This window comes from Micromonospora sp. NPDC049645, from assembly GCF_040675155.1.
Taxonomy (GTDB): Bacteria; Actinomycetota; Actinomycetes; order Mycobacteriales; family Micromonosporaceae; genus Micromonospora.
Genome location: NZ_JBFAOI010000001.1, coordinates 12989 through 37413, shown reverse-complemented (window position 1 = coordinate 37413; position 24425 = coordinate 12989). Strand labels below are relative to the sequence as shown.

At 72.0% G+C, this 24425-nt stretch carries 22 protein-coding genes and 1 tRNA gene; 13 read left to right on the top strand and 10 right to left on the bottom strand.

Annotated elements, in window-relative coordinates; genetic code table 11:
• Window positions 1-72 precede the first annotated feature (72 nt).
• From AB0J33_RS00180 to AB0J33_RS00155, 6 genes are all read left to right on the top strand, one after another.
• Window positions 73-1245, top strand: coding sequence for an acetyl-CoA C-acyltransferase (locus AB0J33_RS00180; protein ID WP_363608274.1), 1173 nt, complete (start codon window positions 73-75; stop codon window positions 1243-1245).
• 52 nt (window positions 1246-1297) lie between these two features.
• Window positions 1298-2311: an aminoglycoside phosphotransferase family protein gene (locus AB0J33_RS00175; RefSeq protein ID WP_363608272.1), complete on the top strand. Its 1014-nt coding sequence runs from the start codon at window positions 1298-1300 to the stop codon at window positions 2309-2311.
• Between the two features lie 111 nt (window positions 2312-2422).
• On the top strand, window positions 2423-2935 hold the full coding sequence (locus AB0J33_RS00170) for a hypothetical protein (protein ID WP_363608270.1): 513 nt from the start codon (window positions 2423-2425) through the stop codon (window positions 2933-2935).
• Window positions 2936-3022: 87 nt separating this feature from the next.
• Window positions 3023-3715 carry a response regulator transcription factor gene (locus AB0J33_RS00165; protein WP_363608268.1) on the top strand — a complete coding sequence of 231 codons (693 nt, stop codon included), beginning with the start codon at window positions 3023-3025 and terminating at the stop codon, window positions 3713-3715.
• Window positions 3708-5174 carry a HAMP domain-containing sensor histidine kinase gene (locus AB0J33_RS00160; protein WP_363608266.1) on the top strand — a complete coding sequence of 489 codons (1467 nt, stop codon included), beginning with the start codon at window positions 3708-3710 and terminating at the stop codon, window positions 5172-5174. Before AB0J33_RS00165 ends, AB0J33_RS00160 begins: the two co-directional genes overlap by 8 nt.
• A gap of 56 nt (window positions 5175-5230) precedes the next feature.
• A complete protein-coding gene (locus tag AB0J33_RS00155) occupies window positions 5231-5830 on the top strand; it encodes a hypothetical protein (protein ID WP_363608264.1) in 600 nt (199 codons plus the stop codon).
• A 59-nt stretch (window positions 5831-5889) separates the two neighbouring features.
• On the opposite strand, the gene AB0J33_RS00150 is transcribed toward AB0J33_RS00155, so the two are convergent.
• Together AB0J33_RS00150 and AB0J33_RS00145 are read right to left on the bottom strand one after the other, a co-directional pair.
• Window positions 5890-7491 carry a ricin-type beta-trefoil lectin domain protein gene (locus AB0J33_RS00150; RefSeq protein ID WP_363608262.1) on the bottom strand — a complete coding sequence of 534 codons (1602 nt, stop codon included), beginning with the start codon at window positions 7489-7491 and terminating at the stop codon, window positions 5890-5892.
• A 484-nt stretch (window positions 7492-7975) separates the two neighbouring features.
• Entirely contained in the window at window positions 7976-10222 is a 2247-nt protein-coding gene (locus AB0J33_RS00145; protein WP_363608260.1) for a glycosyltransferase family 39 protein, read from the bottom strand.
• A gap of 105 nt (window positions 10223-10327) precedes the next feature.
• Here AB0J33_RS00145 and AB0J33_RS00140 point away from each other — a divergent pair, with 105 nt between their 5' ends.
• Window positions 10328-11035, top strand: a complete 708-nt coding sequence (locus tag AB0J33_RS00140; RefSeq protein ID WP_363608258.1) for a glycosyltransferase family 2 protein — start codon at window positions 10328-10330, stop codon at window positions 11033-11035.
• Here AB0J33_RS00140 and AB0J33_RS00135 read toward each other — a convergent pair.
• Together AB0J33_RS00135 and AB0J33_RS00130 are read right to left on the bottom strand one after the other, a co-directional pair.
• On the bottom strand, window positions 11021-11914 hold the full coding sequence (locus AB0J33_RS00135; protein WP_363610132.1) for a transketolase: 894 nt from the start codon (window positions 11912-11914) through the stop codon (window positions 11021-11023). The genes AB0J33_RS00140 and AB0J33_RS00135 overlap by 15 nt on opposite strands.
• A gap of 5 nt (window positions 11915-11919) precedes the next feature.
• Window positions 11920-12615, bottom strand: a complete 696-nt coding sequence (locus AB0J33_RS00130; RefSeq protein ID WP_363608256.1) for a transketolase — start codon at window positions 12613-12615, stop codon at window positions 11920-11922.
• Between the two features lie 47 nt (window positions 12616-12662).
• Here AB0J33_RS00130 and soxR point away from each other — a divergent pair, with 47 nt between their 5' ends.
• A complete protein-coding gene (gene soxR / locus AB0J33_RS00125; protein ID WP_363608254.1) occupies window positions 12663-13136 on the top strand; it encodes a redox-sensitive transcriptional activator SoxR in 474 nt (157 codons plus the stop codon).
• Here the strand turns inward: soxR and AB0J33_RS00120 are convergent.
• Window positions 13129-14127, bottom strand: coding sequence for an NAD(P)H-quinone oxidoreductase (locus tag AB0J33_RS00120; protein WP_363608252.1), 999 nt, complete (start codon window positions 14125-14127; stop codon window positions 13129-13131). The genes soxR and AB0J33_RS00120 overlap by 8 nt on opposite strands.
• 161 nt (window positions 14128-14288) lie before the next feature.
• Here AB0J33_RS00120 and AB0J33_RS00115 point away from each other — a divergent pair.
• Window positions 14289-14375 (top strand) — tRNA-Ser (locus tag AB0J33_RS00115).
• A gap of 33 nt (window positions 14376-14408) precedes the next feature.
• Here the strand turns inward: AB0J33_RS00115 and AB0J33_RS00110 are convergent.
• Complete coding sequence (locus AB0J33_RS00110) at window positions 14409-14564, bottom strand: hypothetical protein (RefSeq protein WP_363608250.1); 156 nt, start codon at window positions 14562-14564, stop codon at window positions 14409-14411.
• 144 nt (window positions 14565-14708) lie between these two features.
• On the opposite strand from AB0J33_RS00110, the gene AB0J33_RS00105 reads away from it, so the two are divergent.
• Window positions 14709-15251 (top strand): YbhB/YbcL family Raf kinase inhibitor-like protein, encoded by a 543-nt coding sequence (locus AB0J33_RS00105; protein WP_363608248.1) that lies wholly within the window; start codon window positions 14709-14711, stop codon window positions 15249-15251.
• A gap of 121 nt (window positions 15252-15372) precedes the next feature.
• Here the strand turns inward: AB0J33_RS00105 and AB0J33_RS00100 are convergent, their stop codons facing one another.
• Window positions 15373-16083 (bottom strand): class I SAM-dependent methyltransferase, encoded by a 711-nt coding sequence (locus tag AB0J33_RS00100; RefSeq protein ID WP_363608246.1) that lies wholly within the window; start codon window positions 16081-16083, stop codon window positions 15373-15375.
• 212 nt (window positions 16084-16295) lie between these two features.
• On the opposite strand from AB0J33_RS00100, the gene AB0J33_RS00095 reads away from it, so the two are divergent.
• Window positions 16296-18131, top strand: a complete 1836-nt coding sequence (locus tag AB0J33_RS00095; protein WP_363608244.1) for a hypothetical protein — start codon at window positions 16296-16298, stop codon at window positions 18129-18131.
• Between the two features lie 10 nt (window positions 18132-18141).
• On the opposite strand, the gene AB0J33_RS00090 is transcribed toward AB0J33_RS00095, so the two are convergent.
• Window positions 18142-18918 (bottom strand): hypothetical protein, encoded by a 777-nt coding sequence (locus tag AB0J33_RS00090; RefSeq protein WP_363610130.1) that lies wholly within the window; start codon window positions 18916-18918, stop codon window positions 18142-18144.
• Window positions 18919-19246: 328 nt separating this feature from the next.
• Between AB0J33_RS00090 and AB0J33_RS00085 the strand changes: the two genes are divergently transcribed.
• Entirely contained in the window at window positions 19247-20776 is a 1530-nt protein-coding gene (locus AB0J33_RS00085) for a peptide deformylase (protein ID WP_363608242.1), read from the top strand.
• Between the two features lie 69 nt (window positions 20777-20845).
• On the opposite strand, the gene AB0J33_RS00080 is transcribed toward AB0J33_RS00085, so the two are convergent.
• A complete protein-coding gene (locus AB0J33_RS00080) occupies window positions 20846-21961 on the bottom strand; it encodes a globin domain-containing protein (RefSeq protein ID WP_363608240.1) in 1116 nt (371 codons plus the stop codon).
• Window positions 21962-22105: 144 nt separating this feature from the next.
• On the opposite strand from AB0J33_RS00080, the gene AB0J33_RS00075 reads away from it, so the two are divergent.
• Window positions 22106-22876, top strand: coding sequence for a CPBP family intramembrane glutamic endopeptidase (locus AB0J33_RS00075; protein WP_363608238.1), 771 nt, complete (start codon window positions 22106-22108; stop codon window positions 22874-22876).
• Window positions 22877-22880: 4 nt separating this feature from the next.
• Here the strand turns inward: AB0J33_RS00075 and AB0J33_RS00070 are convergent, their stop codons facing one another.
• Window positions 22881-23567 carry a hypothetical protein gene (locus tag AB0J33_RS00070; RefSeq protein WP_363608236.1) on the bottom strand — a complete coding sequence of 229 codons (687 nt, stop codon included), beginning with the start codon at window positions 23565-23567 and terminating at the stop codon, window positions 22881-22883.
• Between the last annotated feature and the right edge of the window lie 858 nt (window positions 23568-24425).

Sequence of the window (24425 nt, the reverse complement as noted above, 5' to 3'; positions counted from 1 at the left end):
CGGGCAGCCTCGCCGACGACCGGTCGATTGACGACGTAGGATCGGGTCAGCCCAAGTTACCGGGGAGTAAACATGAGTGACGCGGTCATCGTCGGCGCGGTACGTACCCCGGTCGGGCGGCGCAAGGGCAGCCTCGCCGGCGTCCACCCGGTCGACCTCTCGGCGCACGTGCTGCGCGCTCTCGCCGAGCGCACCGGGCTCGACCCGGCACAGGTCGACGATGTCTTCTGGGGCTGCGTGTCCCAGGTCGGCGAGCAGTCGTGGAACATCGCCCGCAACGGCGTGCTCGCCGCCGGCTGGCCCGAGACGGTGCCCGGCACGACACTGGACCGGCAGTGCGGCTCCAGCCAGCAGGCCCTGCACTTCGCCGCCGCGACGGTGCTCTCCGGCCAGGCCGACCTGGTGGTCGCCGGCGGGGTCGAGTCGATGACCCGGGTGCCGATGGGCGCCAGTGTGGCCGGCGGCATGCCGTTCAGCGATCAGTTGCGGGCCCGCTACCGGGGCGTCGAGGGCTTCGCCGACGACGCGCCGCTGCCGTTCAACCAGGGGGTCGGTGCCGAGCTGATCGCCCGGCGGTGGCGCCTCTCGCGTACCCAGCTGGATGAGTTCGCGCTGGCCAGCCACGAGAAGGCGGCCGCCGCGCAGGACGCCGGCGCGTTCGACCCGGAGCTGACCCCGGTGCCGCTCGGCGATGGTGGCAAGTTCGCCGCCGACGAGGGCATCCGCCGGGACACCTCGCTGGACAAGCTCGGCGAGCTGGCCACCCCGTTCCGTGCCGACGGCGTGGTGACCGCCGGGTCCGCGTCCCAGATCTCCGACGGTGCCGCCGCCCTCGCGGTGACCACCTCCGACTGGGCCAGCCGGCACGGCCTTCGCCCGCTGGCCCGGATCCACACCGCCGTGGTCGCCGCCGACGACCCGGTCACCATGCTCACCGCGCCCATCCCGGCCACCGCGAAGGCGCTGCGCCGCGCGGGGCTGGGCATCGAGGAGATCGGGGTGTACGAGGTGAACGAGGCGTTCGCCCCGGTGCCGCTGGCCTGGTTGGCGGAGACGGAGGCGGACCCGGAGCGACTCAACCCGCGCGGCGGGGCGATCGCCCTCGGGCACCCGCTCGGCGGCTCCGGTGCCCGGATCATGACCACCATGCTCCAGCACATGCGGGACAACGGGATCCGCTACGGCCTGCAGACGATGTGCGAGGGCGGCGGCATGGCCAACGCGACAATCGTCGAGCTGGTCTGACCGGCGGGAAAACTCCTCGCTCGCCGCGTGACCGCCGCCTAGGGTGCCCAGCGTGACGACGATCGCCGGTGAAGCCGCCCCCGACTGGTCCAGCGAGCAGTGGCAGGTGCGCGCCCGGTCCTGGGTCGACGCGCAGTTGAGTCGGGCCGGCCGGCGGGTGACCGGGCTGGTCGAGCCTCGGCTGCGTCCCTGGTCCCTGGTCTGGCGGGTGCCCACCGACGACGGTCCGGTCTGGTTCAAGGCCAACAACCCGGGCACGGCGCACGAGGCCGTCCTGATCGCGACGCTCGCCCAGCTGACACCCGACCGGGTGCTGACACCGATCGCGGTGGACCCGGCGCAGGGCTGGTCGTTGCTGCCCGACGGCGGCGAGTCGTTGCGGGACGTGCTGGCGCGCGACCCCGACCTGGCGCACTGGGAGCGGGCGCTGCCCGGGTACGCGGCGCTGCAACTGGCGAGCGCGTCGCGGGCCGACGAGTTGGTCGCCCGGGGCGTGCCGGACCAGCGGGCCGAGGTGCTGCCCGGCCTCTTCGCCGAGCTGCTCGACGATCGCGAGGCGCTGCTGATCGGGGCCGAGGGCGGGCTCGGTCCGGACCTGTACGAGCGGCTGCGGGCGGAGGTGCCGTCGTACGCGCAGCGGTGCCGCCGGCTCGCCGACATCGGCATTCCGGCCACCGTGCAACACGACGACCTGCACGACGGCAACGTCTTCGCCGGCGAGGCCGGGTACCGCTACTTCGACTGGGGCGACGCCTCGGTGGCGCACCCGTTCGGCACGCTGCTGGTGACCCTGCGCTCCATCGGGCACGCCAGGAAGCTCGCCGCCGACGACACCCAGCTGGTTCGGCTGCGCGACGCCTACCTGGAGGCGTGGACCGACCGGTACGACCGGCGCACTCTCGTCGAGGCCGCCGACCTCGCGATCAGCCTGGGCCCGGTCAGCCGGTCGCTGTCCTGGCGTCGTGCGCTGGACACCGCCGAGGAGTCCCGCGCGGAGTACGCCGACGCCGTCCCGGGCTGGCTGGAGGAGCTGTTCGCCGCCAGTCCACTTCAGCCCAACTCCTGACCACGATCCGTCCCAGTCGGAAGTCGGACAGGCAGTGCGACAGGCCGCGTGGAACTTCCAAAAAACCCGCGTGACCCACGTCACCCCGCTGGCGAGGTCGTTGGGCAAATCATGGACGTCTTCTCCCGAACGTTCCTCCCGGCCGCCGCTGAGGCTGGCCTGGCCGTGCAGACGGTGAGCCGGCACATGCCGGTCTTCCGACGCTGCGTCGGCTCCGGTGACGCCACCATCCTGGTCACCCGATGCAGCCGCCCCGACCGCCCGGTCACCGGCGACTACCTGCTGCTGCTCACGCACCGTCGGCTGGTGGTGACCCAGCAGACCCGCCTGCTGCACCGACTGCGCCTGCACCTCAACACCGAGCTACGCGAGCTGAGCAACGTGACCTGGAGCCCCGATCCGCGGCTGCACTCGGTCGAGATGGCGGCCACCGCCATCGACGGGATCCGTGAGCGGTTCCTGATCCGGACCAGCCACCCGAAGCAGGTGTGGCAGCTCGACGCGTTGCTCAACCACGCCTTCCGGACCCGGCTGCGCGCACCCCGTGAGCGGATCGTCGCCACCATCGGCGACGCGCCCGCCGCCGTGCGGCCCGGCGTCTTCCGCCCCGCCGTGGTGAGCTGACGCCGCCACCGCCGGTGTCGCGGCGCCTTTACCGAACTCGAACACGCACCGATCGCGCCGAGCCGGCCGGTCGGCAATCATGGGCCGGTGACCGTCGAACCACCGCATCGCGGTCTCGTCCTCGTCGTCGAGGACGAGCCGGCCATCGCCGACCTGGTCCGGCTCTACCTCACCCGGGACGGGTTCGGCGTCCACCTGGAACGCGACGGCGAGGCCGGGTTGAGCGCGGCCCGCCGGCTGCGCCCGGTGGCCTGCGTCCTGGACATCGCCCTGCCGGGTCTGCCCGGCACCGAGATCTGCCGCCGTCTACGCGAGGCCGGCGACTGGACCCCGGTCATCTTCCTCACCGCCCGCGACGACGAGGTGGACCGGATCGTCGGCCTGGAGTTGGGTGCCGACGACTACGTCACCAAGCCGTTCAGCCCCCGGGAGTTGGTCGCCCGGGTGCGCGCGGTGCTGCGCCGTTCCGCCGGCGGCCCGGAGGGCGCGGACCGGCCCCGGGTGGTCGGCCCGGTGACGCTCGACCCGGCTCGCCGCACGGTCACCGCCGCCGGTGCCCCGGTGCAGCTGACCTCGACCGAGTTCGACCTGCTGGCCCACCTGATGGCCCGGCCCGGCCGGGTCTTCACCCGGGAGGAGTTGCTGGCCGGGGTCTGGGGCTACGCGGCGCACGCCGGCACCCGGACCGTGGACGTGCACATCGCCCAGGTGCGGGCCAAACTCGGCCCGGCGAGCGTGATCCGGACCCATCGCGGCGTGGGGTACGCGGTCGATGCCTGACCGCCCCTGGCCCGTCGAGTCGCCGACCATGGCCCTGCCGGTGGTCGGCACCGGCCCACCCAGCACACCTCGACGAGGCCGGATCGCCCGTACGCTGACCGCCCGCGCGGTGCTGGTCACCTGCGCGGTGGCGCTGGTGTCGGTGCTGGTCACCGCCATCGTCGCGGTGCCGCTGGCGATCCGTGGGGCGGAGCGGAGCGAGCAGCAGGCGCTGGCCGCCCAGGCCCGGCTCGCGGCCGAGGTGCTGCGGACCCGTCTCGACCGGGGCCGCACCGCCGACGAGGAGCGGCTCATCCAGCAACTGCGCGACCAGGGCATCGACGCGTACCTGATCCGGCGCGGGGCGGTCGACCGGGCGGGTCTGCCACAGCGGGTGGTGCAGCGCATCGGGCAGGGCCGCAACGTGTCGGCCCGCCGCTCGGTCAACGGTGAGCGAGCGCTGGTCGAGGGTCGGGCCCTGCCCGGCGGCAACGGGGTGGTGCTGTCCCGTCCGTTGGCCAACGGGCTGTGGGCCCGGGTGCTGCTCAGTCTCTGGTTGCCGCTGCTGGCCGGGTTGACCGCAGGTGTGGTGGCCGGCCTGCTGCTGGCCCGTCGGCTGGCCCGGCCGATCCGCGTCGCGGCCACCGCCGCGGCCCGGCTGCGCGCCGGTGACCGCGCCGTCCGGGTGCCGGTCGAGCCGCCGGACGAGGTCGCCGACCTGGCCGAGGCGTTGAACGGCTTGGCCGCCGCACTGGCCACCAGCGAGGGCCGACAGCGCGAGTTCCTGCTCTCCGTCTCGCACGAGCTGCGCACCCCGCTGACCGCGATCCGGGGGTACGCCGAGGCGCTCGCCGACGGCGTGCTCGGCCCCGACGACACGGTGGACACCGGTCGGACGATGCTGGTCGAGGCCCAACACCTGGACCGACTGATCGGTGACCTGTTGGCACTGGCCCGGCTGGAGGCCGCCGACTTCCCCCTCGAACCGGTGCCGGTGGACCTCACCCGACTCGCCCTGGACGCCGAGCCGAGCTGGTCGGCCCGGTGCGCGGCGGTGGGCGTGGCGTTCCGGGTGGAGACGCCCGGTCAGCCGGTGCCCGCGTACACCGATCCGGGGCGGATCCGGCAGGTGCTGGACGGGCTGCTGGAGAACGCGCTGCGGGTCGTACCCCCGGGGTCGCCGGTGGTGCTCGCGGTCCGGCCGGGCGGCGCGGACCCGGCGCACGGCGGCGTGTTGGAGGTCCGTGACGGCGGGCCGGGCTTCACCGACGACGACCTGGCGGTGGCCTTCGAGCGCGGCGCCCTGCACGAGCGTTACCGGGGCGTGCGCAAGGTGGGCAGCGGGCTGGGGTTGGCGCTGGCCGCCGGACTGGTCCGCCGGCTGGGCGGAGAGATCTCCGCCGGGCACGCCCCGGAGGGCGGCGCCGCCTTCACGGTCCGGCTGCCCGGTGATCCTTACCTGGCCCGAACATCGGCCTGACGCTCCGCTCGTCGTCGCGGGGAAGGCTGAGGACTCCACGGACGAGAGGGAGAGTCATGCCACGTTGGGGTATCGCCACCGGCACCACGGCACTGCTCGCGGCAGTCGCGCTCGGCGTCAGCGGCTGCGGCGCGGCCGAGGTGGCCAGCCAGCCCGCCCGGGATGCCGCCGTCGAGGTCGCTGCGGCCATGGGGGTCGAGGGTCAGGCGTTGGCCGCGATGGGCTTCGACGCCGACGACCTGGACGTGCAGACGATCGCCGCGCCGGCCACTCCGACGCCGGGCGCGTCGCCCACGGCCCGGGAGAAGGCCCGGGAGAAGCGCGGCGAAGAGTGGCGCAAGCGCCGTCAGGCCCGCGTGCTGCTGCGCAAGAACACCCTGCACGGCGAGGCGGTGGTGAAGACGAAGGACGGCGGTACGCAGACCGTCACCGTGCAACGCGGCGAGGTGACCGCGATCGACGGCGACTCGATGACCGTCAAGTCCACCGACGGCTTCACCATGACCTGGAGCTTCGGTGACGACCTGCGGGTGGTCGAGCGGCGTGCCACCGTGCAGCCGAGCGAGGTCAAGGTCGGCGCGACGCTCGGTGTCGCCGGCGCGAAGGACGGCGACAAGGGCGTGGCCCGGCTCATCCTCGTACCGCGCGCCAAGTGAGCGCAGGGGGCCCTGGCGTCGACCAGGGCCCCCTGCGCTCGTCAGCAAACGCGTTCTCGTCAGTAGACGCGGGAGCCGATGAAGTCGTCGTGACCGTAGCCGACCGGGTTGGCGGCGGTCCGGGCCTCGAACGACCATTGCTGCCGGGTGCTGCTGGAGCAGGTCGCCAACCGCAGGCGGGAACTGCCCAGCAACGGGTTGTCGAACGCCACGCAGAGGTTGCCGGCGCTCGCCGGCCTGATCTGGTTGCCCACGAAGACGAACTGCTGCGCGCCGGTGCCGTTGCAGTCGTAGATGTTGACGGCGGTGCCGGCGGTCATCGAGCTGTTGGCGACGTCCAGGCAGCGATCGTGGGACAGCTCCGAGTGCAGCGACCGCCGGGCCGAGTCGTACCAGAAGCCCTGGTTGCGCCCACCGTGGCAGGAGTACGGCTGCTGCGCGGTGCCGTTGCGGGAGTCGTACCCCTTGCCGTCGACGCAGGTGCCGGTGGCCAGGTTGCGCAGTTGCTTGAACTCAAGCAACCCCGGGTAGAGCACTCCACCGCCGGTGCTGGCCGGGTCGACGCAGCTGGCCCGCTGCTGACCGGAGTTCCAGAACTGGGTGATGCACTGGGCGAACATGCCGTGTCCGCGGGCGTTGGGGTGGAACGACTGCCGGGCGGCGTTCTCGTTCCAGATCCCCACCTCGATGTAGAGGCCACGGACCGAGGTGTTGTCGGTGCACACCTCGTGGCCGTGGAAGAGGCGGCTGGCGTCCAGGTAGCGGGTGCCCGTGTTCGCCGCGGCCGAGCGCAGCGCCGACTCGAACATCGGCACCGCCTTGTTCCGGGCAAACGCGGCGTCGGCGAGGTAGAGCAGACAACCACCGGAGTACCAGCCGGGGAAGTTGGGGTTGTCCTCCACGTCGGGGCTGCCGGGGCTCGGGTACGACATCAGCACCAACTCGTAGTCCGACCGCAGGTAGCCAGCGTTGGTCATGGTCTGCCGAATGTCGGTCAGTGCCGACTCGACGGCCTGCCGGCTGCCGTCGGTGCGGATCGTCCACTGGTCGGTGTAGGTGGGGTAGCAGGCGCCCTGGAAGAAGACCCGGCGGACGGCGCAGTCGGTGGCCACCGGACCGAACTGGATGGTGCCCTCACCGTTCGCGCCGACCACCACCCAGATCAGCTTCACGTGCGTGTTGCGCGCCTTGATGCCCAGGTAGTCGCCCTGGTTCAGCTCGTTGTGCTGGGTCGGGCCGCCGGCGATCAGGTTCCAGGGGGTCGCACCCGAGCAGGCGATGTTGTACTGCGCGTCCGACGTGATGCCGGTGCGGAAGACCGCCTGGTCGTACGAGCGGTCGCACCAGTTGCCGTCCTGGTGGGTGCCGGGGACGTAGTTGCCGACCCCTTCGCCGGATATCTCGCTGTCGCCCATGGTGATCAGCGAGGTGCGGCGTTGTTCGATCGGGCGGATCGCCGGGCTGCCGTAGAGGGCGGTCGCCTCGGCGGCCCGGACGGCTTCGAGGTTGGCGGGGAGTGGTTGGACAGCCGGCCGGTCGGCGGCGCTGGCGGGGGTAGCCGGTCCGGCGAGCATCGGTAGGACGAGAGCGGCGACGGCGACGGCGACGGTGCTGGCCCGTCGTCGGGTCGCGCGTTCGGGCCTGGCGGGGATTGCAGGCATCGACGCACTCCTTTCGGCTCAATCGCGGGACGTCGATTGAGTTACCAGACGGTAACGTGCGGATCAACAGATGTGAATGCGCCTCAGGTCCTTGCGCGCGGGATGCAGAACCGCCCGGATCGGACGATCCGGGCGTCCCGGCCCGGCGGTCCGGGCCACAGTCGGCCCTCGACCTGACGACGGTCGGCCCTCTTCTTCGAGAGGCGAGGCCACTGCAACAAGGATCGAGCACGATCACCGCGCGGGCGTGGCCGTCGCCATCCCCGCGCGGCGCTGCCGCCCGTCGGTGGGCGAACGGGACAGTCGGCGTATGTTGCGCGCGGCGGGGATCGACCGTGGGCGCGGACACCACGAGAGGCGTTATGACACACAGGCATATTTATGCCCGTGTGTCATATCGGTCAACAGGAACATGCCCTCGACCTGACGACGGTCGACTGTCGGCCGAGGGCCCCAGGTCCCGAGGGCCGCCAGGCCCGCTGGCTCAGCGGCCCGGCGGCAGCGCGTAGCCGACGTAGCCGTGGAACTCCAGCCTCCAGCCGGCCGGGACGAGTTTGGCGCAGGCCGCCTCGCTGCCGGTGCAGACGATCGCGTCCACCGAGGACGGGTCTTCCGGCGGTCGTTGCGGCAGTACCGACTGCAAGGCCACCAGGTCGGGTGAGCTTCCGTCGGGCTGCCGCAGCAGCAGCCACCACGGGTACTCCCAGTTGTCGTTCTGCTGCACCAACCCGATCCGTCGGGCACCGCTGTCCTGGATCGCGGTCGCCGCCCAGCGGAACTCGTCGGCCCACTGCGGGCGGCGCAGGAACCGGGTGTCCCAGTCCGAGGTGGTGAAGACCGAACCGTTGCCGACCAGCCGGCGCGGGAAGCCGTACGACAGGGCGAGCACCCCGGCCAGCGCCGAGGTGGCCAGCACGGTGACAGCCGCCACGGTGGCCACCGAACGACGTGCGTGGGCGCGGCGAAAGAGCGCGTCCAGCCAGAGACCGGCGAGAGGTACGGCGAGGACCACGGCGTAGAGCAGCAGGCGGTTCCCCCACGGCTGCCACTTGATCATCGCGGTGTGCAGCAGCACGGCGGTCAGCACCACCACGGCGTACGCCCGCAGCGACCCGGCCCGCCCGGGGGCGACCCGCCGTGGTCGGGCGAGGGCGATCACCGCGCCGATCAACGCCAACGCGCCGGCCAGCGGAAACGCCACCCGGTCCTCGTCCGGATACCAGGCGGGCTCCGGGAAGAGCTCCCGCCCGAAGGTGATCGCCCGGTCCTGCGGGTCGACCCCGATCGCCTCCGCACCACTGATGATCACGTCGGCCCCGGCGCTACGGAGCGGCGCCAGCGGTGTGTCGAACGCGGTGTGCCCGATCCGCAGCGCGTTGACCAGGATCGACGCCGGGTCGTGCCGTTCCATCGGGATGGACTCACGCAACCGGGGTGGCCCCAACGGGTGCCCGAACTCGGCGGTCACCCGGGCCAGGAACGGGCCGACCACCACCGCCGCGACCAGCAGGATCAGCACCGAACCGCCGACGGTGCGGGCCAGCCCGCCGACCGGCCAGGACCGCCGGCCCCCGCCCGCCGCTGCCGGATGGGCTGGTGCCGGGTCCGTCACTCCCGGGTCAGCCGGACCCGTGCCCCCGGTCCGGGAAAGCCTCAGCTGGGCCACCCCCCAGAGCACCAGCAGCGGGCCGACCGCGATCAGGCCGCTGGTCTTGGTCACCGCGGTCAGCCCGGTGGCCGCCCCCAAGCCGAGCAGCGTGCCCCAGCCGGTCCGCCGACGCAGCCCGTCCAGCACCAGGGTCGCCGCGCAGGCCACCCACGCCGCGCAGACCAGGTCGGTCTGCGTGCTGGTCGCCTGGAGCACCACCATCGGGGTGGTCGCCAGCACGAAAGCGGTGAGCAACTGGGCCCGGCGGCCACCGCCGAGCTGCCCGGTGATCCGCGCGGCCACCAGGAGGCAGACCAGTCCGGCCGCCCACTGCACCAGGTTGTGCAGGTGGTCCCCGCCGGTGAGCAGGCGTAGGTGCAGCAGCAGGTACTCGGCCCCCGGCGGGATGGTCACCTGCCGGTGGATGGCGGTGGGCCAGAAGTCCAGGTCGCCCTGGGCCACCCAGTGCTCCACCTTCGGCAGGTGGTACGTCTGGGAGTCGAAGTTGTTCGGCTCGGCCAACAGGGCGACCAGCAGCTCCACCAGGACCAGCCCGCCGACCGTGCCGGCGAGGAGGCGCTCGCCCCGATGGGCCGTACGCCAGGTGTGGACCGCCGCGGCGAGCAGGCCGGCAGGCCCCCCGCCGGCCCGGGTCGGCGCGGCGTCGGGCTCGTCCGCACCGTGTTCGACGGCCGGGGCCGGCGTTTCGGAGCTACCCCCGGACACCACCGCGCCAACCGGCACTGGTCGCGGCGCGGCACCGACCGACGCGGCGGCGGGCGGCTGCCCGAGGCGGGTCGTCCGTCGCCAGCGCAGACCGGCGGCCGTCGCGGCAGCGGCCAGGAAGAGCAGCCAGGCGATAGCGAACGCGGGTCGGGTCAACGCGTGCGACGCGCCGAGCACCTCGACGACGAGCACCGCGTACGCCCCGCTGATGAGGACGGCGCGCACCACGGCAAGCCGCAGCGGTGCCAACGCGCCAGCGTCGCGCGGCATCGCCGCAGCGGTGAGCAGGAGCACCGAGGCGGCAGGAACCGCCGCGAGCAGGGAGCCGGCAGCCGACATGGCGGAAGTAAACACCATCGGCCTGAACCTGCCGCGCCGACTGCCCAGCGGTGGCGGTACGCGGTGAACAAACCAACCAGGCTAGGCTATGGCCGACGTGTTGCCGCCACCGTGGAGATTCCCGTGAAGCTCTCGATCCTCATGCCGGTCTACAACGAGGAAGAACGCATCGCGGATGCCCTCAAGCAGGCACTGGCGGTGGACTACCCCTGTGAGATCGAGCTGGTCGTCGTCGACGACGGCAGCCGGGACGGCACCGGTGAGGTCCTCGGTCGCGCCGACGACGCCCGCCTGCGGGTCATCACCCACCAGCGCAACGCCGGCAAGGGTGCCGCCATCAAGACGGCGGTCGACAGCGCCGAGGGTGACTACATGGTCATCCTCGACGCCGACCTGGAGTACGACCCGCAGGACATCCCCAAGCTGCTCGACCCGGTGCTCGACGGGCGGGCCACGGTGGTCTACGGCAATCGCACCTTCGGCAGCCACAGCGCCTACAGCTTCTGGTACGTGATGGGCAACAAGGGCGTCACGATGGCGGCCAACGTGCTGTTCAACTCGTACATCGGCGACCTGGAGACCTGCTTCAAGCTGATGCCGGTGGCGCTCTACCGGTCGCTCGAGGTGCGCTCGCGCGGCTTCGGCATGGAGGCCGAGGTGACCGGCAAGCTGCTGCGTCGCCGCATCCGGCCGTACGAGGTGCCGATCAGCTACCGGGCTCGCGGCCGGGAAGAGGGCAAGAAGATCACCTGGAAGGACGGCGTCGAGGCGATCTGGATCCTCGGGCGCGAGCGCGCTCGCCGCCGCCCCGTCGCCTCAGCCGCCAACTGATTCCAGGAACGCGCTGATCGACCGGCGCAGACCGGCGGCGTCCAGACCGTGCCACCGCGCGTGGTCGGCCGGATCGCCGTACCGTCGCAGGTCGGTCTGCCCCACCCCGAGAGCCAGCAGCCGGTGCGGTACGTCCGCCAGCGCTCGGCTGACGACCGCGCTCGACGTTCCCGCCAGGTACGGCTCGACCAGGACCACCTCGGTGTTGGTGAGCGCCCGCAGCCCGGCCGTGTCGAACGGTCGGGGCGTGTGGGTGTACGCCACCGTCACGTCGATCCCCTCGGTGGCCGCCAGGGTGGGGTCGAGCATCGGGCCGACCGCCACCACGAGCGGCGCGTTCGTCCCGCCCCGGCGGAGCACCCGTAGCCGGTCGGCGTCCGGGTACGCCCCGGTGTTGCGCTGCTCGGTGAGCCGCAGATAGATCAGGTCATCGGTGGCCGCCGCCGCGCGGAGCAGCGACGCGACCTCGTCCGGGTGACCGGGCACCCGGACTGTCCAACCGTCGCCGAGGGAGTCGAAGAGCGCCACGTCGCCGGGCGACTGGTGGGTGCGCCCCTCCGCCGACCCGTCGTACGACGCGCCGATGCTGACCAGGACCGCGCCGACGCCCTGGTGGTCCAGGTCCAACTTGATCTGCTCGTACGCCCGGTCCACCAGGAACGTCGCGTACGAGTGCGCGATCGGACGCAACCCGGTCAGGGCGAGCCCGCCGGCCACACCGATCATCAGTTGCTCCCGGATCCCGACGTTGAGCACCCGGTCGGGATGTCGGTGACCTGCCGTGGCGAACTGGCTCGCCGAGATGTCGGCCAGCACGAGCGCGGTACGCGGATCCTCGTCGAGAAGCGCGGTGGTGGTGTCGATGAAGGCGGCACGCATGTCGGTCATCCCTTGCTCTCGGTGCGGGCGACCACCAGGTGCGGGTGTCCTGGTCGGTGCCCGGTCAGCGCGGTGTACAGGGCGCCGTGGTCCCGTCCGTCGATGGTGTCGGCGGTCCAGCCGTTGACGGTGAACCGGCTGGCGATGCCGCCGGGCCACCCGTAGCTCGCCGACGAGTTGTCGACGACGATCGCGGTGAGGTTGTCCAGGCCAATGGCCCCGGCGTACGCGATCGCCTCGTGGTTGGAGCCCTCGTCCAGTTCGGCGTCGCCGAGCAGCACGTACACCCGGGGTTTGTGCAGCCCCTGGGCACGCAGGCCGAGCGCGGTGCCGACGGCCAGCCCGAGCCCGTGCCCGAGCGATCCGGAGCTGATCTCGACCCCGGGCACCAGCATGCGGTCGGGGTGGTGGCCGAGTCGGCTGCCCGGCCCGGCCAGGTCGTCGAGCCAGGCGTCCGGGATGAAGCCGTGCGCGGCGAGCACCGCGTAGTAGGCGGCCGGCCCGTGGCCCTTGGAGAGCAGGAACCGGTCCCGCTCCGGGTCGTCGACCGTGTCCGGGGTGACCCGCAGCACCTGGTCGTAGAGCACCTGGAGCACGTCGATGGTGGAGTGCGCGCTGGGCGCGTGCTTCTCGTCTCCGGTCAGTCGTCGGATCAGCCCGGGCAGCCGGGCGCTGCGGTCGGTGGTCAGTGTGGTGGTCATGCCACTACTGTGTGAGTTGAAGTGCACTTCAACTCAAGGACCTGGTGATGCCGGACTCATTGACGATCGGTGAGCTGTCCGCCCGTTCCGGGGTGGCACCATCGGCGCTGCGCTACTACGAGCGGCTCGGGCTGATCCGCGCCGACCGCACCGGCGGCAACCAGCGCCGGTACGCCCGCGCCGAGCTGCGGCGGGTCGCCTTCATCCGGATCTCCCAGCAGGTCGGCGTCTCGCTCGACGAGATCCGCGCGGCACTCGACTCGCTCCCGGAGGCCCGCACCCCCAGCCCACAGGACTGGGCGCGGCTCTCGGCGAGCTGGCGCAACCGGCTGGACGAACGGATCCGGCTGCTCACCAGGCTCCGCGACGACCTGGACGGCTGCATCGGCTGCGGCTGCCTGTCCCTACAGCGCTGCACGCTCAACAACCCCGAGGACACGCTGGCCGGCGAGGGCCCGGGAGCCCGGCTGGTGCTGCCCCGACCGACGGACGACCCGACGCTGGCAAGCTCGCTCAACTGACGGCCGACCCTCCACCCGGCGGGCGGGTGAGCAGCACCTTGCCGAAGTGATCGCTCGACTCGACGAGCCGGTGCGCCTCCGCAGCCTCGGTCATCGGCAGCCGCCGGTCCACGATCGGCCGGATCCGGCCCGCCTCGATGAGCGGCCACACCTCGTCGCGGACGCCCTGGACGATCTCCGTCTTCTCGGCGAGCGGCCGGGAGCGCAACGACGTCGCGGCGACGCTCGCCCGCTTGGTCAACAGCGCGCCGAGATCCAACTCGCCCTTGCGCCCACCCTGCATCCCGATCACCACGAGCCGACCGCCGGTGGCCAGCGCGGAGACGTTCCGCCCCAGGTAGGACGCGCCCACGATGTCGAGGACGACGTCCACGCCGCGTCCGTCGGTGATCCGGTGGACCTCCTCGACGAAGTCCTGCTCCCGATAGTCGATCATGTGCGACGCGCCCAACTCGCGCAGCCGGGCGTGCTTGGCCTCCCGCGCCGTGGTCAGCACGGTGGCGCCGAGGGCCGCCCCGAGCTGGATCGCGAAGGTGCCGATCCCACTGCCACCACCGTGCACCAGCAGCGTGTCGCCCGCGCCGAGCCGCGCCACCTGGACCAGGTTCGACCACACCGTGCAGGCCGCCTCGGGCAACGCCGCCGCGTCGACCGGGTCGCAGGCCGGCACCGGCAGCAACTGCCCGGCGGGGACCGCGACCCGCTCCGCGTACCCGCCGCCGGCCAGCAGCGCGCAGACCTGCTGACCGACCGCCCACCCGGCGACCTCCGCGCCGACCTCGGTGATGACCCCGGAGCACTCCAACCCGGGGTACGCGGGCGCGCCCGGCGGCGGAGGGTAGAGCCCCTGTCGTTGCAGCAGGTCGGCCCGGTTGACCCCGCTGGCCCGTACGTCCACGATCACCTCGTCGGGGCCCGGCTCCGGGTCCGGCACCTCGGCCCAGACCAGTGCGTCGGGTCCACCGGGCTGGGGAATCGTGATGGCTCGCATGGGCCCAGTCTTCCCGATCTCGCCAGGTGCCGCAGGCGCACCGTCTGGCCCACTGTGGACGCGACAGAACGCCGGGCCCGCGCTTCGGGGAGGGACGCCGGGCCGCCTGGAGTGAGCCGTGGCAGACTATGCGTGGCCGTACACCCACGGGTGGCGGCCCGGGAGGGTTCGCCTAGTGGCCGATGGCGCTGGTCTTGAAAACCGGTAAGGCAGCGATGTCTTCGTGGGTTCGAATCCCACACCCTCCGCCTCGTGAGTTGATCGCCGGCCCCGCGTGCCGGTCACTTCGGCGGGTCGGTGGCCCGCCGCTGCCGGCGGATCGTCTCCTCGGCCAGTCGCTCCACCGCTCGTCGGCGCTCGTCGGCGGTGGCTCGCTCGTCGCGGCGGCGGAACGCGGTGAAGACGGCGACCACGAAGTCCCGCCAGATGCCGGCCACGATGTCCCCCTGAGGAACGCTGCCCGAACCTCAAACGTAGCTCCGCGAAACCACTGTGGGTAAGCGCGCACTTCCGATCGTCGGGAGGGCCGCGGCGGGGTAAGAAGGGGTTGGCATCTCCGCACATCGGAAGGACACGTCCCCATGACCCTGGAACGACCGATCGCCCCGGATCCGTACGAGCTGCTGCCGACGGTGCCCTCGTTCACGCTGCACAGCGACGACGTGCAGAACGGCGAGCCGATGGACGCGCGGCACGCGAATGCCAGCATCGGGGGCGACGATCTCTCGCCGCAGCTGACCTGGTCGGATTTCCCGGCGGAGACGAAGAGCTTCACGGTGACCTGCTACGACCCCGACGCCCCCACGGGCAGCGGCTTCTGGCACTGGGTGCTGGTGAACGTGCCGGCCACCGTCACCCAGTTGCCCACCGGCGCCGGTGGGGCGAAGGGCACCGACCTCGGTGGGGCGTTCTCGGTCCGCAACGACTACGGCGAGAAGGGCTACGGCGGGGTGGCTCCGCCGGCCGGCGACCGCCCGCACCGGTACGTCTTCGCGGTGCACGCCCTGGACGTCGACCGTCTGGACCTGACCCCGGACGCCACCCCCGCCTACGTCGGCTTCAACCTCACGTTCCACACCCTGGCGAGAGCGGTGATCCGCCCCACGTACCAGGTCAAGGAGTAACCCCTTCACCCCCAGCTCCCGCGATCTTGCACTTTCTGTCCCGACATGCCCGGCATAAAGGGCATAAGAACCACAGAAACTGCAAGATCGCGGGGCGGGGCCGGGGTGGAGCCGGGGTGGGTCAGGCTGGGACTCGGGCTACGGCGAAGACGGACTGGCCGAAGGGTGGGAGGACGACCTGCTCGGCGGCCTTGGTGGCGGGCAGGACGAGGGTGTCGTACACCTTCACCATCGGGCCCTCCTTCGGCATCAGCCGGAAGACCTTGGTGGCCATGAAGTAGCCGATCAGCCCGAGCGCATTGGCGTAGTGGATCTTCTCGACGGTGAGACCGGCCTCGGTCATCGCCGCGCCGAGCGTCTTCTTGGTGTAGCGACGGACGTGCCCGGTGGCGATGTCGGCCGGGCCCATCGCGAACTGGAACGCCGGCACGATGATGATCACGGCACCGCCGGGCCGGACCAGGTCCCGCATGCTCCGCAGCGCGCCCACGTGGTCCTCGATGTGCTCCAGGACGTTGTACGAGACCGCGGCGCTGTAGTCACCCCGGTCGTTGTGCGGCAGCAGCATCTGCCGGACGTTGATGTTCGGACGGTCGGCGAGGCGCTCCTTGAGCTGCACCAGCCGGTCCGGGTCGGCCTCGGTGGCGGTGAACCGGGGCAGCCGCTCGGACCATTCCAGCGCGTAGTCACCAAGGCCGCTGCCGATCTCGATCGGGTCGTCGCCGAGGTACGGCACGGCCAGTTCGATGAACCAGCGACGGTGGTTGACAGCGGTTGCCAGGCCCTCGAGCACCTCGGACTGCACGCGCTGATCCCCAGTGATTTCTGCCATGCGTCGATTCCTCACGATATGAACTCGACCCGTGCCTGGACCGACAGTGTGAATCATCCGCTGGGACGGCGAAAGAATCGGGGCATCGGGGTGGCCGAATTGTGGTCGGGGGGTGGGTTCGTGATCGGCGGTCGGCGAACCCGGCACATAGTACGGCAGTACCCCGAAACATGTCACGGCGGTGCCATACGCTGACTACCCTATGAATTGTCATGACTACTCCTGAACCGGACGTGCCCAGCGACAGCGGCGGCCCGGCCGCCGCGTCGTCGGCGGAGGGGGGCTCCGACGCCGCGCGGCCCTCCCGCAGGGGGAGGTGGGCCGATCTGGCCGCCGTGCTGAGCTTCGTGGCGCTCGGCTTCTGGATCACTGGCCGACTCTGGTTGGACCCGGGCAGCGATGTGCGGGACAACCAGTCCGATCAGTCGCAGTTCGAATGGATGATGGCCCACGGTGCGCGAGTCGTCACGCACTTTGCGTATCCATTCCATACCAATCAGATGAACGTCCCCGACGGGGTCAATCTGATGGCCAATACGTCCGTATTATCCATTTCCTTGCCAATGACGCCGATCACCCTGCTGTTCGGGCCGCGGGCGTCATTCCTGGTCTTTCTCACCACCGGCATGATTGCCACCGCCGCCGCCTGGTATTTCCTGCTCTCCCGGGTCCTGATCGGCGCCCGGGGGCCGGCCTGGCTGGGTGCCGGCTTCTGCGCGTTCGCGCCGGCCATGGTGTCGCACGCCAATGGGCACCCGAACATCGTGTCGCAGTTCGTCGTCCCGTTGATCATTTGGCGCACGCTGCGACTGGATGATCCGGGCCGCTGGCTGCGCAACGGGGTCCTCCTCGCGCTCGTCATCGTCTGGCAGGCGTTCCTCAACCTGGAGATCCTGCTGATGACCGCGATCGGGCTCGGCGTGATCGTCGGCGTACTCGCCATCGGCCGCGCGGATCTGCGGTCACGAGCCCGGCCCTTCCTCGCCGGTCTGGCCGTCGCCGCCGGAGTCGCCGGGCTGCTGCTGGCCTACCCGCTGTACGTCCAGTTCTTCGGACCGGGCGCGTACTCGGGGCTGTCCCGCCTGATCCGCGGCTACTCCAGCGACCTGGCCTCGTTCGTCGCGTACTCCCGGGAATCCCTGGCCGGCAGCGCGCGCACCGCCGCGGGCCTGGCCAAGAACCCGACCGAGGAGAACAGCTTCTTCGGCTGGGCGCTGGCGGTGCTGGTGGTCGCCCTGGTCTGGTGGCTGCGCCGCTCGGTCGTGGTGCTCGCGCTGGCCGCGCTCGGGTTGCTCTTCGCGGTGCTGTCGCTGGGCCGGGAGGTCCGCTTCGACAACCGGGGTACGGGTGTGCCGGGGCCCTGGGCGGCGCTGGAGAACCTGCCCATCCTGCACTCGGTGGTGCCCACGCGTTGGGCGTTGGCGATCACCCCGATCATCGGGCTGCTGCTCGCCTTCGGCGCGGAACGTGCCCGGGAGTTGGCCGGCGCGCACCCGGCCGCCCGGGGGCAGATCCGCTTCGTCACCGCGACCATGCTCACCATGGCCCTGTTGCCGATCGTGCCCACTCCGCTGCCGGTGGTCCGCCTCGACCCGGTTCCCACCTTCGTGACCAGTGGGGCCTGGCGTCCCTACGTGAGCGGTGGGCGCAGTGTGGTGACGCTGCCGCTGCCGGACACCACGTACGCGGACCCGCTGCGCTGGTCCGCGCAGACCCGGCTGGACATGCCCCTGGCCCGTGGCTACTTCCTCGGCCCGGACACCCGCCCGAACGCCGATCCACCGAAGGTGGCGCTGTTCGGTGCGCCGCCCCGCCCCACCAGCAGTTTCTTCGCCACCATCCGCCGTACCGGGGCGGTGCCACCGATCAGCCCGCAGAGCCGGGTCCAGGCCGTCGACGACCTGCGGTTCTGGCGGGCCGGGGTGGTCATCCTCGGCCCGCACGAGCACGAAGCCGCGCTCCGCCGGGGAATGACCGAGTTGACCGGAATCCAACCGGTCTTCACTGGCGGGGTGTGGGTGTGGGACGTCCGGCCGCTGACCGAGTGAGTCGTGCCGGCTAGCGGACGCAGCAGCCCTGGCAGACCTTCGGCCGGGGCAGCGTGAAGGCGAGGCAGCAGGTGCGCCGCTGCACGGTCGGCTCACCGGTCGGCCCGGGCACCAGCTCGATCAGGTCGGTCAGGTCGAGTGCGCCGAGCAGGGTGTCGATGCTCTGCACCGTGGAGCCGGGCAGGCCGTCAGCGGCCCGCAGGATGCCGTGCGCGATGCCGGAGGCGACCGAGCCGAGCAGCGTCCGGGTGCCCACCCGGACCTCGGACTGGATCGCCGTGATCAGCGGTGCCAGGTGGGCGTCGAGCAGTGACCCGCGCAGTGCGGCAAGCAGGTCCGCCTCGTCGGCGACGACGCGTACCTCCGGCAGGCCGGCGAGCGCCAGCGGGTCGTTCGGCAGCACCGCCACGGTGGTGCCCCGGCGGAGCCCCAGGGTGAGCAGTTGCCGGTGGTCCTCGAAGTGGATCAGCACGTCGGCGGGGTCGAGCAGCGGCACCCGGCGGGCGGAGGCCCAGCCGAGCACGACCGGCAGGGCGGTCCAGTAGCTGTACGACTTCCAGGCCAGCGCGGCGCAGGCGTGCGGGGTGCCGCCCCAGCGGACGGCGGCGCCGCGCAGCAGCTCGGGCAGCCGAGTGCCGTCGATCAGGGTGGTCGCGGGTGCCCAGCCGAACTCGTCGTGGACCAGTAGGCCCCGGGCGAGACCCGGAAGGTCGTCGGTGCCGAACATGGCCCGCAGCGCCGCGGTGACGGGGGCGAGCGGCATGGCGGCGGCCTCCCGCCTCGGCATCACCGCTGTCACCTGAGCATCCCCCGTCCGCGTGGCCGAGGAGTGTGCCCCGGCGGACGGCCAGCGCCGTCCTGAGCTAAGGCTAGCCTAACCACGCCGCCGGGTCTAAGGGAAGCCTCACCTTGCTCGGTTGGAGGCCCAGGTCACCCGGCCCGCCGGTGCGGCAGCGCTGCGTGCCCCGCGTACTACCCGGCGTATGTGCTGGGAAACACGGCGGCAGGATCGATGGTCGTCGGTGGATTGTCAAGCAGAGTGTCGGCAAAGTGCCAGATGCGTGTGCGCTCGCGTACAGAACGTGAAACTTATAGCCCCGGCCACGAGGAAGCTGATGACGACCTCACCCCTCGAACGGGCTGCCGACTCCTTCGCGGCCGAGCTCGCCCGTCATCGGACCGGGCGTGGGCTCTCCAAGAAACAACTGGCCGTCCTGATGGGGTTCGACCCGTCCTACGTGAGTCACGTCGAGGGGCGCCGGCACCGCCCGACCGAGGACTTCGCCCGCCGCGCCGAGGCCGTCCTGGAGGCCAGCGGCGCGATCTGGCAGCGCTTCCGGGAGTACGACGACCTGCGGCACGCCCGGGTGGGTCAGGGGCACCGTGAGCCGTACCTGCCGGGGCAGTGGCTGCCACCCGGCACCGGCCTGGTGGTGGAACGGGAGCTGGCCACTCTCACCCACACCGAGGACGGCTACCGGTGCGTCATCCACCGCGAGTTGTACAACGCCGGCACCGAACCGGTCACCCGCTACCTGGTCCGGGTCGCCGTCGACCGCTACCCGAACGACCCCGGCCGCTCCAACCGGCACCACCGCGAACACCCCCTGACCTTCGCCGAGCTGCAGATACAGGCTCACCGGGACGACGGCGGCGGCGACCCGGAGCCGATGCACTGGCGAGCCAAACACGACCGGGACGCGTTCAAGGAGATCTGGCTGCTCTTCGAGAACGGGGAGCGGCGCTTTCCGCTCTACCCGGGCGACCGCGCCACCATCGAGTACGCGTACAGCGTCGGGCACGACAAATGGGGCCCCTGGTTCCAGCGCGCCGTCCGGCTGCCCACCCGGCAGCTCGCCGTACGCCTGGACCTGCCCGCGACCCTCGACCCGCAGGTCTGGGGCGTGGAAACCTCGCTCTCGGCGGAGGAGGGCCCGTTACGCAGGGCGCCGCAGCGGCACGACGAGGGCGACCGGGCGATCTACGACTGGCAGACCGACGACCCGCCGCTGAACGCCCGCTACCGGATGCAGTGGCGGTTCCGCGCCCGCCCGGACACCGAACCGGACAACGACCCCGGCGGTACCCGGGTCCGACCCAGCGACCGGATGCGCGGCCTGGGCATCGTGCAACGCGGCGACGACCTGCTCCGCCAGCGTGCCCGCCCGTTCGACCTTCCCCGCGAGGAACAGGTCGCCCGGGACGTGGTCGACCGGCTCACCATGGCGCTGGCCCGGCTCGACGAACTGCACCCGTTCAGCAAGGGGGTGGGTGTCGCCGCCCCGCAGTTCGGCATCGGCCGGGCGGCGGCCGTGGTGCGGCCCCCCGACCGGTCGGCGGAGCCGGTCGTGCTGCTCAACCCCCGGGTTGTCGACGCCGACCTGGAGACCGACGAGCAGTACGAGGGCTGCCTCTCCTTCTTCGACCATCGGGGTCTGGTGCCCCGGCCGCTCCGACTCGACGTGGAACACGCCCAGTGGGACGGCAGTCGGATCATCACCTCGTTCGAGTTCGGAATGGCCCGACTGGTCGCCCACGAGATCGACCACCTGGAGGGTCGGCTCTACGTCGACCGGATGGCACCCGGAGTGCCGTTGGTGCCGGTGGAGGAATACCGCGAGACCGGGCACCCCTGGCGCTACTGACCAGAGGGGGGACCGGGGCGCGTGCCCCAGGGGGCAGGGGCACGCGCCCCGGTGTGGGGGGAGGAACGTCTAGAGGTCACCGAAGGTGTCGTAGCGGATGTGCGGCGGCGGCACCTCGTCCGCGGCGAGCACCCGCAGGGTGGAGCGGACCATCCGGGCCGAGCCGGAGACGTAGCAGTCGTGCGTGGTCCACGGGCCGTACCGGGCCACCACGTCCGGGATGTCGCCCTGCTCGCCGTCGAAGTCCGGCTCCTCACTGCACGCCGGGGTCACCGACAACCACGGGTGTACGGCCACCAGCTCCTGCAAGCCGGCCAGGCCGTACAGGTCCGCCGCCTGCCGGGCCCCGTAGAAGACGTGCACCCAGCGGGTCCGGTTGTAACTGGCCAACTCCTCCACCAATGCCTTGATCGGCGCCAGGCCGACCCCGCCGGCCACGCAGAGGACGTCCCGTTCGGAGGTGCGGTCCAGGGTCATCGACCCCATCGGCGCCGCCAGCCGGAGCAGGTCACCCGGCCGCACCCGCCGCACCAACGCACCGGACACCCAACCGGCGCCCGGAGACCGCACGTGGAACTCCAGCACGTTGTCGTCGTTCGGGGCGTTCGCCACGGAGTAGTTGCGCCACACCCGGGGGTGGTAGCGCGGCACCTCCAGGCTGACGTACTGCCCCGCCTGCCAGCGCAGCGGATGCTGCAACGCCCGGCAGGTCAACACGGCGGTGTCCGGGCCGTACCGCTCGTGGGTCAGCACCTCGGCGTGCCAGAACGGCGGGTCGTCGTCGGCGGCCGCCCCGGCCACCATCAGTGCGGCGATCGCCGCGTACGCCTCCCGCCACGCCTGGTCGTACTCGAGGTTCCAGCCGACGCCGGCGGTGCTGCGCAGGGCGTCCAGCAGCGCGACGCCCATGGTGGCGTAGTGCCGCTCGTCGACGTGGTACTTGCGGTGGTCGCGGCCCAGCGCCCGGAGGAACTCGTCGAAGCTCTCCGGGTCGTCGACCGTGTGAATGGCCGTGATGATCGCTTCGAGTAGACGGTCGCCCTGGCCGGTCATCTGCACCGGGAAGAGCTGCCGCAGTGCGGGGTCGAGCAGGAACAGCCGAGCGTAGAAGTGACCGCTCAACCGGACCCGGTCGTCCTCGACCAGGGTCCAGCTCTCCTTCAGCAACCGCGCGAGATTGTCCACGGACGCTCCTTCTCCAGACGGCATCGGATCGGGCGCCCATAGAATCTCCACGGAGAGTGTCGACTGGTCGCACAGAATGTGCGATCGGCTCATGCTGGCCGGTCGGCCGTGCCGCCGGTGCCACCCGTCGGGCAGAGTGGTGCGGTGACCGTTGAGCTGACCCGTCCGGTGTCCCGCCGACTACTGGGCACCGAGACGCTGCTGGTCCTCGGCCTCTCCCTCGGCCAGTCCGCGGTCTACGCGGTGGTCTCGATCATCGCGAAGCTGACCGCCGAGGGTCCGCTGTCCAAGCAGACCGCCTCGCTGAACACCTCGGCGTCGGCCCGACCCTGGCTCGACCTCACCTATCAGCTGCTCGGCATCGCGTTCGCGCTGCTGCCGGTCCTGCTCGCCGTACACCTGCTCAGCCGCGACCCCGGCGACCCGGCGCGGACCCTCGGCCTGGACGCCCGACGGCCCGGCCAGGACGTGGCGCGCGGAGCCGGCCTGGCCGCGCTGATCGGCCTACCCGGGCTGGCGCTGTTCTGGGTGGCGGCCCACCTGGGCCTCAACGCCACGCTGGTGCCGGCCGCGCTGCCACCGGTCTGGTGGGCGGTCCCGGTGTTGATCCTCTCCGCCGTGCAGAACGCCGTGCTGGAGGAGGTGATCGTGGTCGGCTACCTGGTCACCCGGCTACGCCAACTCCAGTGGCGACTGGCCGCGATCATCGCGGCCAGCGCGCTGCTCCGCGGCTCGTACCACCTCTACCAGGGCTTCGGCGCGTTCGTCGGCAACGCGATCATGGGTGTCGTGTTCAGCCTCTTCTACCTGCGCACCCGGCGGGTGATGCCGCTGGTCATCGCGCACACCCTGCTGGACGTGGTCGCCTTCGTCGGCTACGCGCTGCTGCCCCGAGAGTGGTTCGACTGGCTCTGACCGGTCAACGCCGGCCGGGCCGGTAGACGGCCACCGTCCGGGCCGCGAGCCGGTCGGCCGCCGCCGCGTCACCCAGCGCCGCCGCGAGCACCGCCGCGCCCGGCAGCAACCGGGCCACCAGCCGCAACGCCACCCAACCCCCGGCCTGCGCGGTGAGCGGCGCGGCCAGCCGCCAGGCCGCCTCCGCCGCCCGCGGCCACGCCCCCTCGACCGGATCGCCCGCCGCCTGAGCGGCGGCCAGGGCCGCCTCCGCGCTCACCCGGTCCGGATGCACCTGGGTCAACACCAGCAGGTCGACGGCCCGGTCGGGGTGTGTCGGGTCCTTGCCGTACGCCGCGGCCAGGTGCAGCACCAGCTCCGAGTGCGTCCACAGCACCGAGGCCAACTCGGTCAGCGGCGCGAAGAAACCGGCCAGCGCAGCGGTCGCTCCGCCGGCGCCCGCGGAGCGGACGAACCGCCGGGTCGCCAACCGGGCCAGGCCGTCCGCCGACGCGCCCGGATACCGGGTGCGCAACCGTGCGGCCCACCCGGCCGCGCCCGGCCCGAGCGCCCGCACCGCGGCCAACGCCAACAGCTCCGGCGCGAAGCCCGGGTGGTCGAGCACGCGCGCGGCGACCGCGCGCAGCTCCGATTCCGGGGTACGCCCCGAAGCCAGCGCGACGGCGGGCGGTGCCGGGATCTGCTCGACCACCGGTTCGGGGGCGAGCTTGGTCGGCGTGGCGCTCCTGCGCGAGCTGGCCGCGCGCTTGGCGGGGCTCCCGGCTTTGGTCGGACCCGTCGTGCTGGCGGGCGTCGCGGCTCTGGCCGGGTTGGCGGCTTTGCGGGGCGTCGCGGTTTTGGAGGGCGTCGCGGTTCTGGAGGGGCTTGCGGCGCTCTTGCGCGGTGCTGGTGTGGCCGGGGTCACCTCGGTGGGCGGCTCGGCCGCCTTCCGGCCAGCAGCCTTGCGAACGGGAGTGGTGCGGGCCTTCGGTGGCAGATTCCCCGGCGCGACGCCTTCCGCTGGGCCCGGCTGGCCGGCGTCAGCTGTCGCGGGCGGAGAGCTTGCCTGGTCGCCGGGTGGCGGGGAGGGCTGGCCGGTGCCCGCTCCGCCGTTGGGCGGGCCCGGTTCGTCGCTGTGCGGCGGCCCTGGGTGCTCCGCGCTCGGGTCGGTGGTCACGTCGGCTGGTGCCTGTCGAGGCTGCCGGGGCAACGGGCGGTCCGGTTCCGGTGGTTGGAAGAGCACCGCCGGGGCAGCCTTGGCCCGTCGAGGACGCTGGTTCGCCGGGGCCGCTGCCGGCGGCGCTGTCGCTGCGGGCTCCGTCGTCTCGGTCGGCTCCTCGGCGGCGGTCGGCGGCCTGAAGGTGGCCCGTGGGGAGCGCCGACGCGCTCTTTCAGCAGGCTCTCGACGGGTCGGCTCGCTGGGCGGCTGCTCCTGCATATCGATGGAGCGTAGTCCCGATCACGTCCGCGCACAGCGTCGAAACACGGGGCCGGGGGCCCTGCCGGGCGTACCCCGGAAGTCGTTTTGCTCGCGGTGGGTGCCGACCTGTATCCTCGGGCGCGGTGGTCT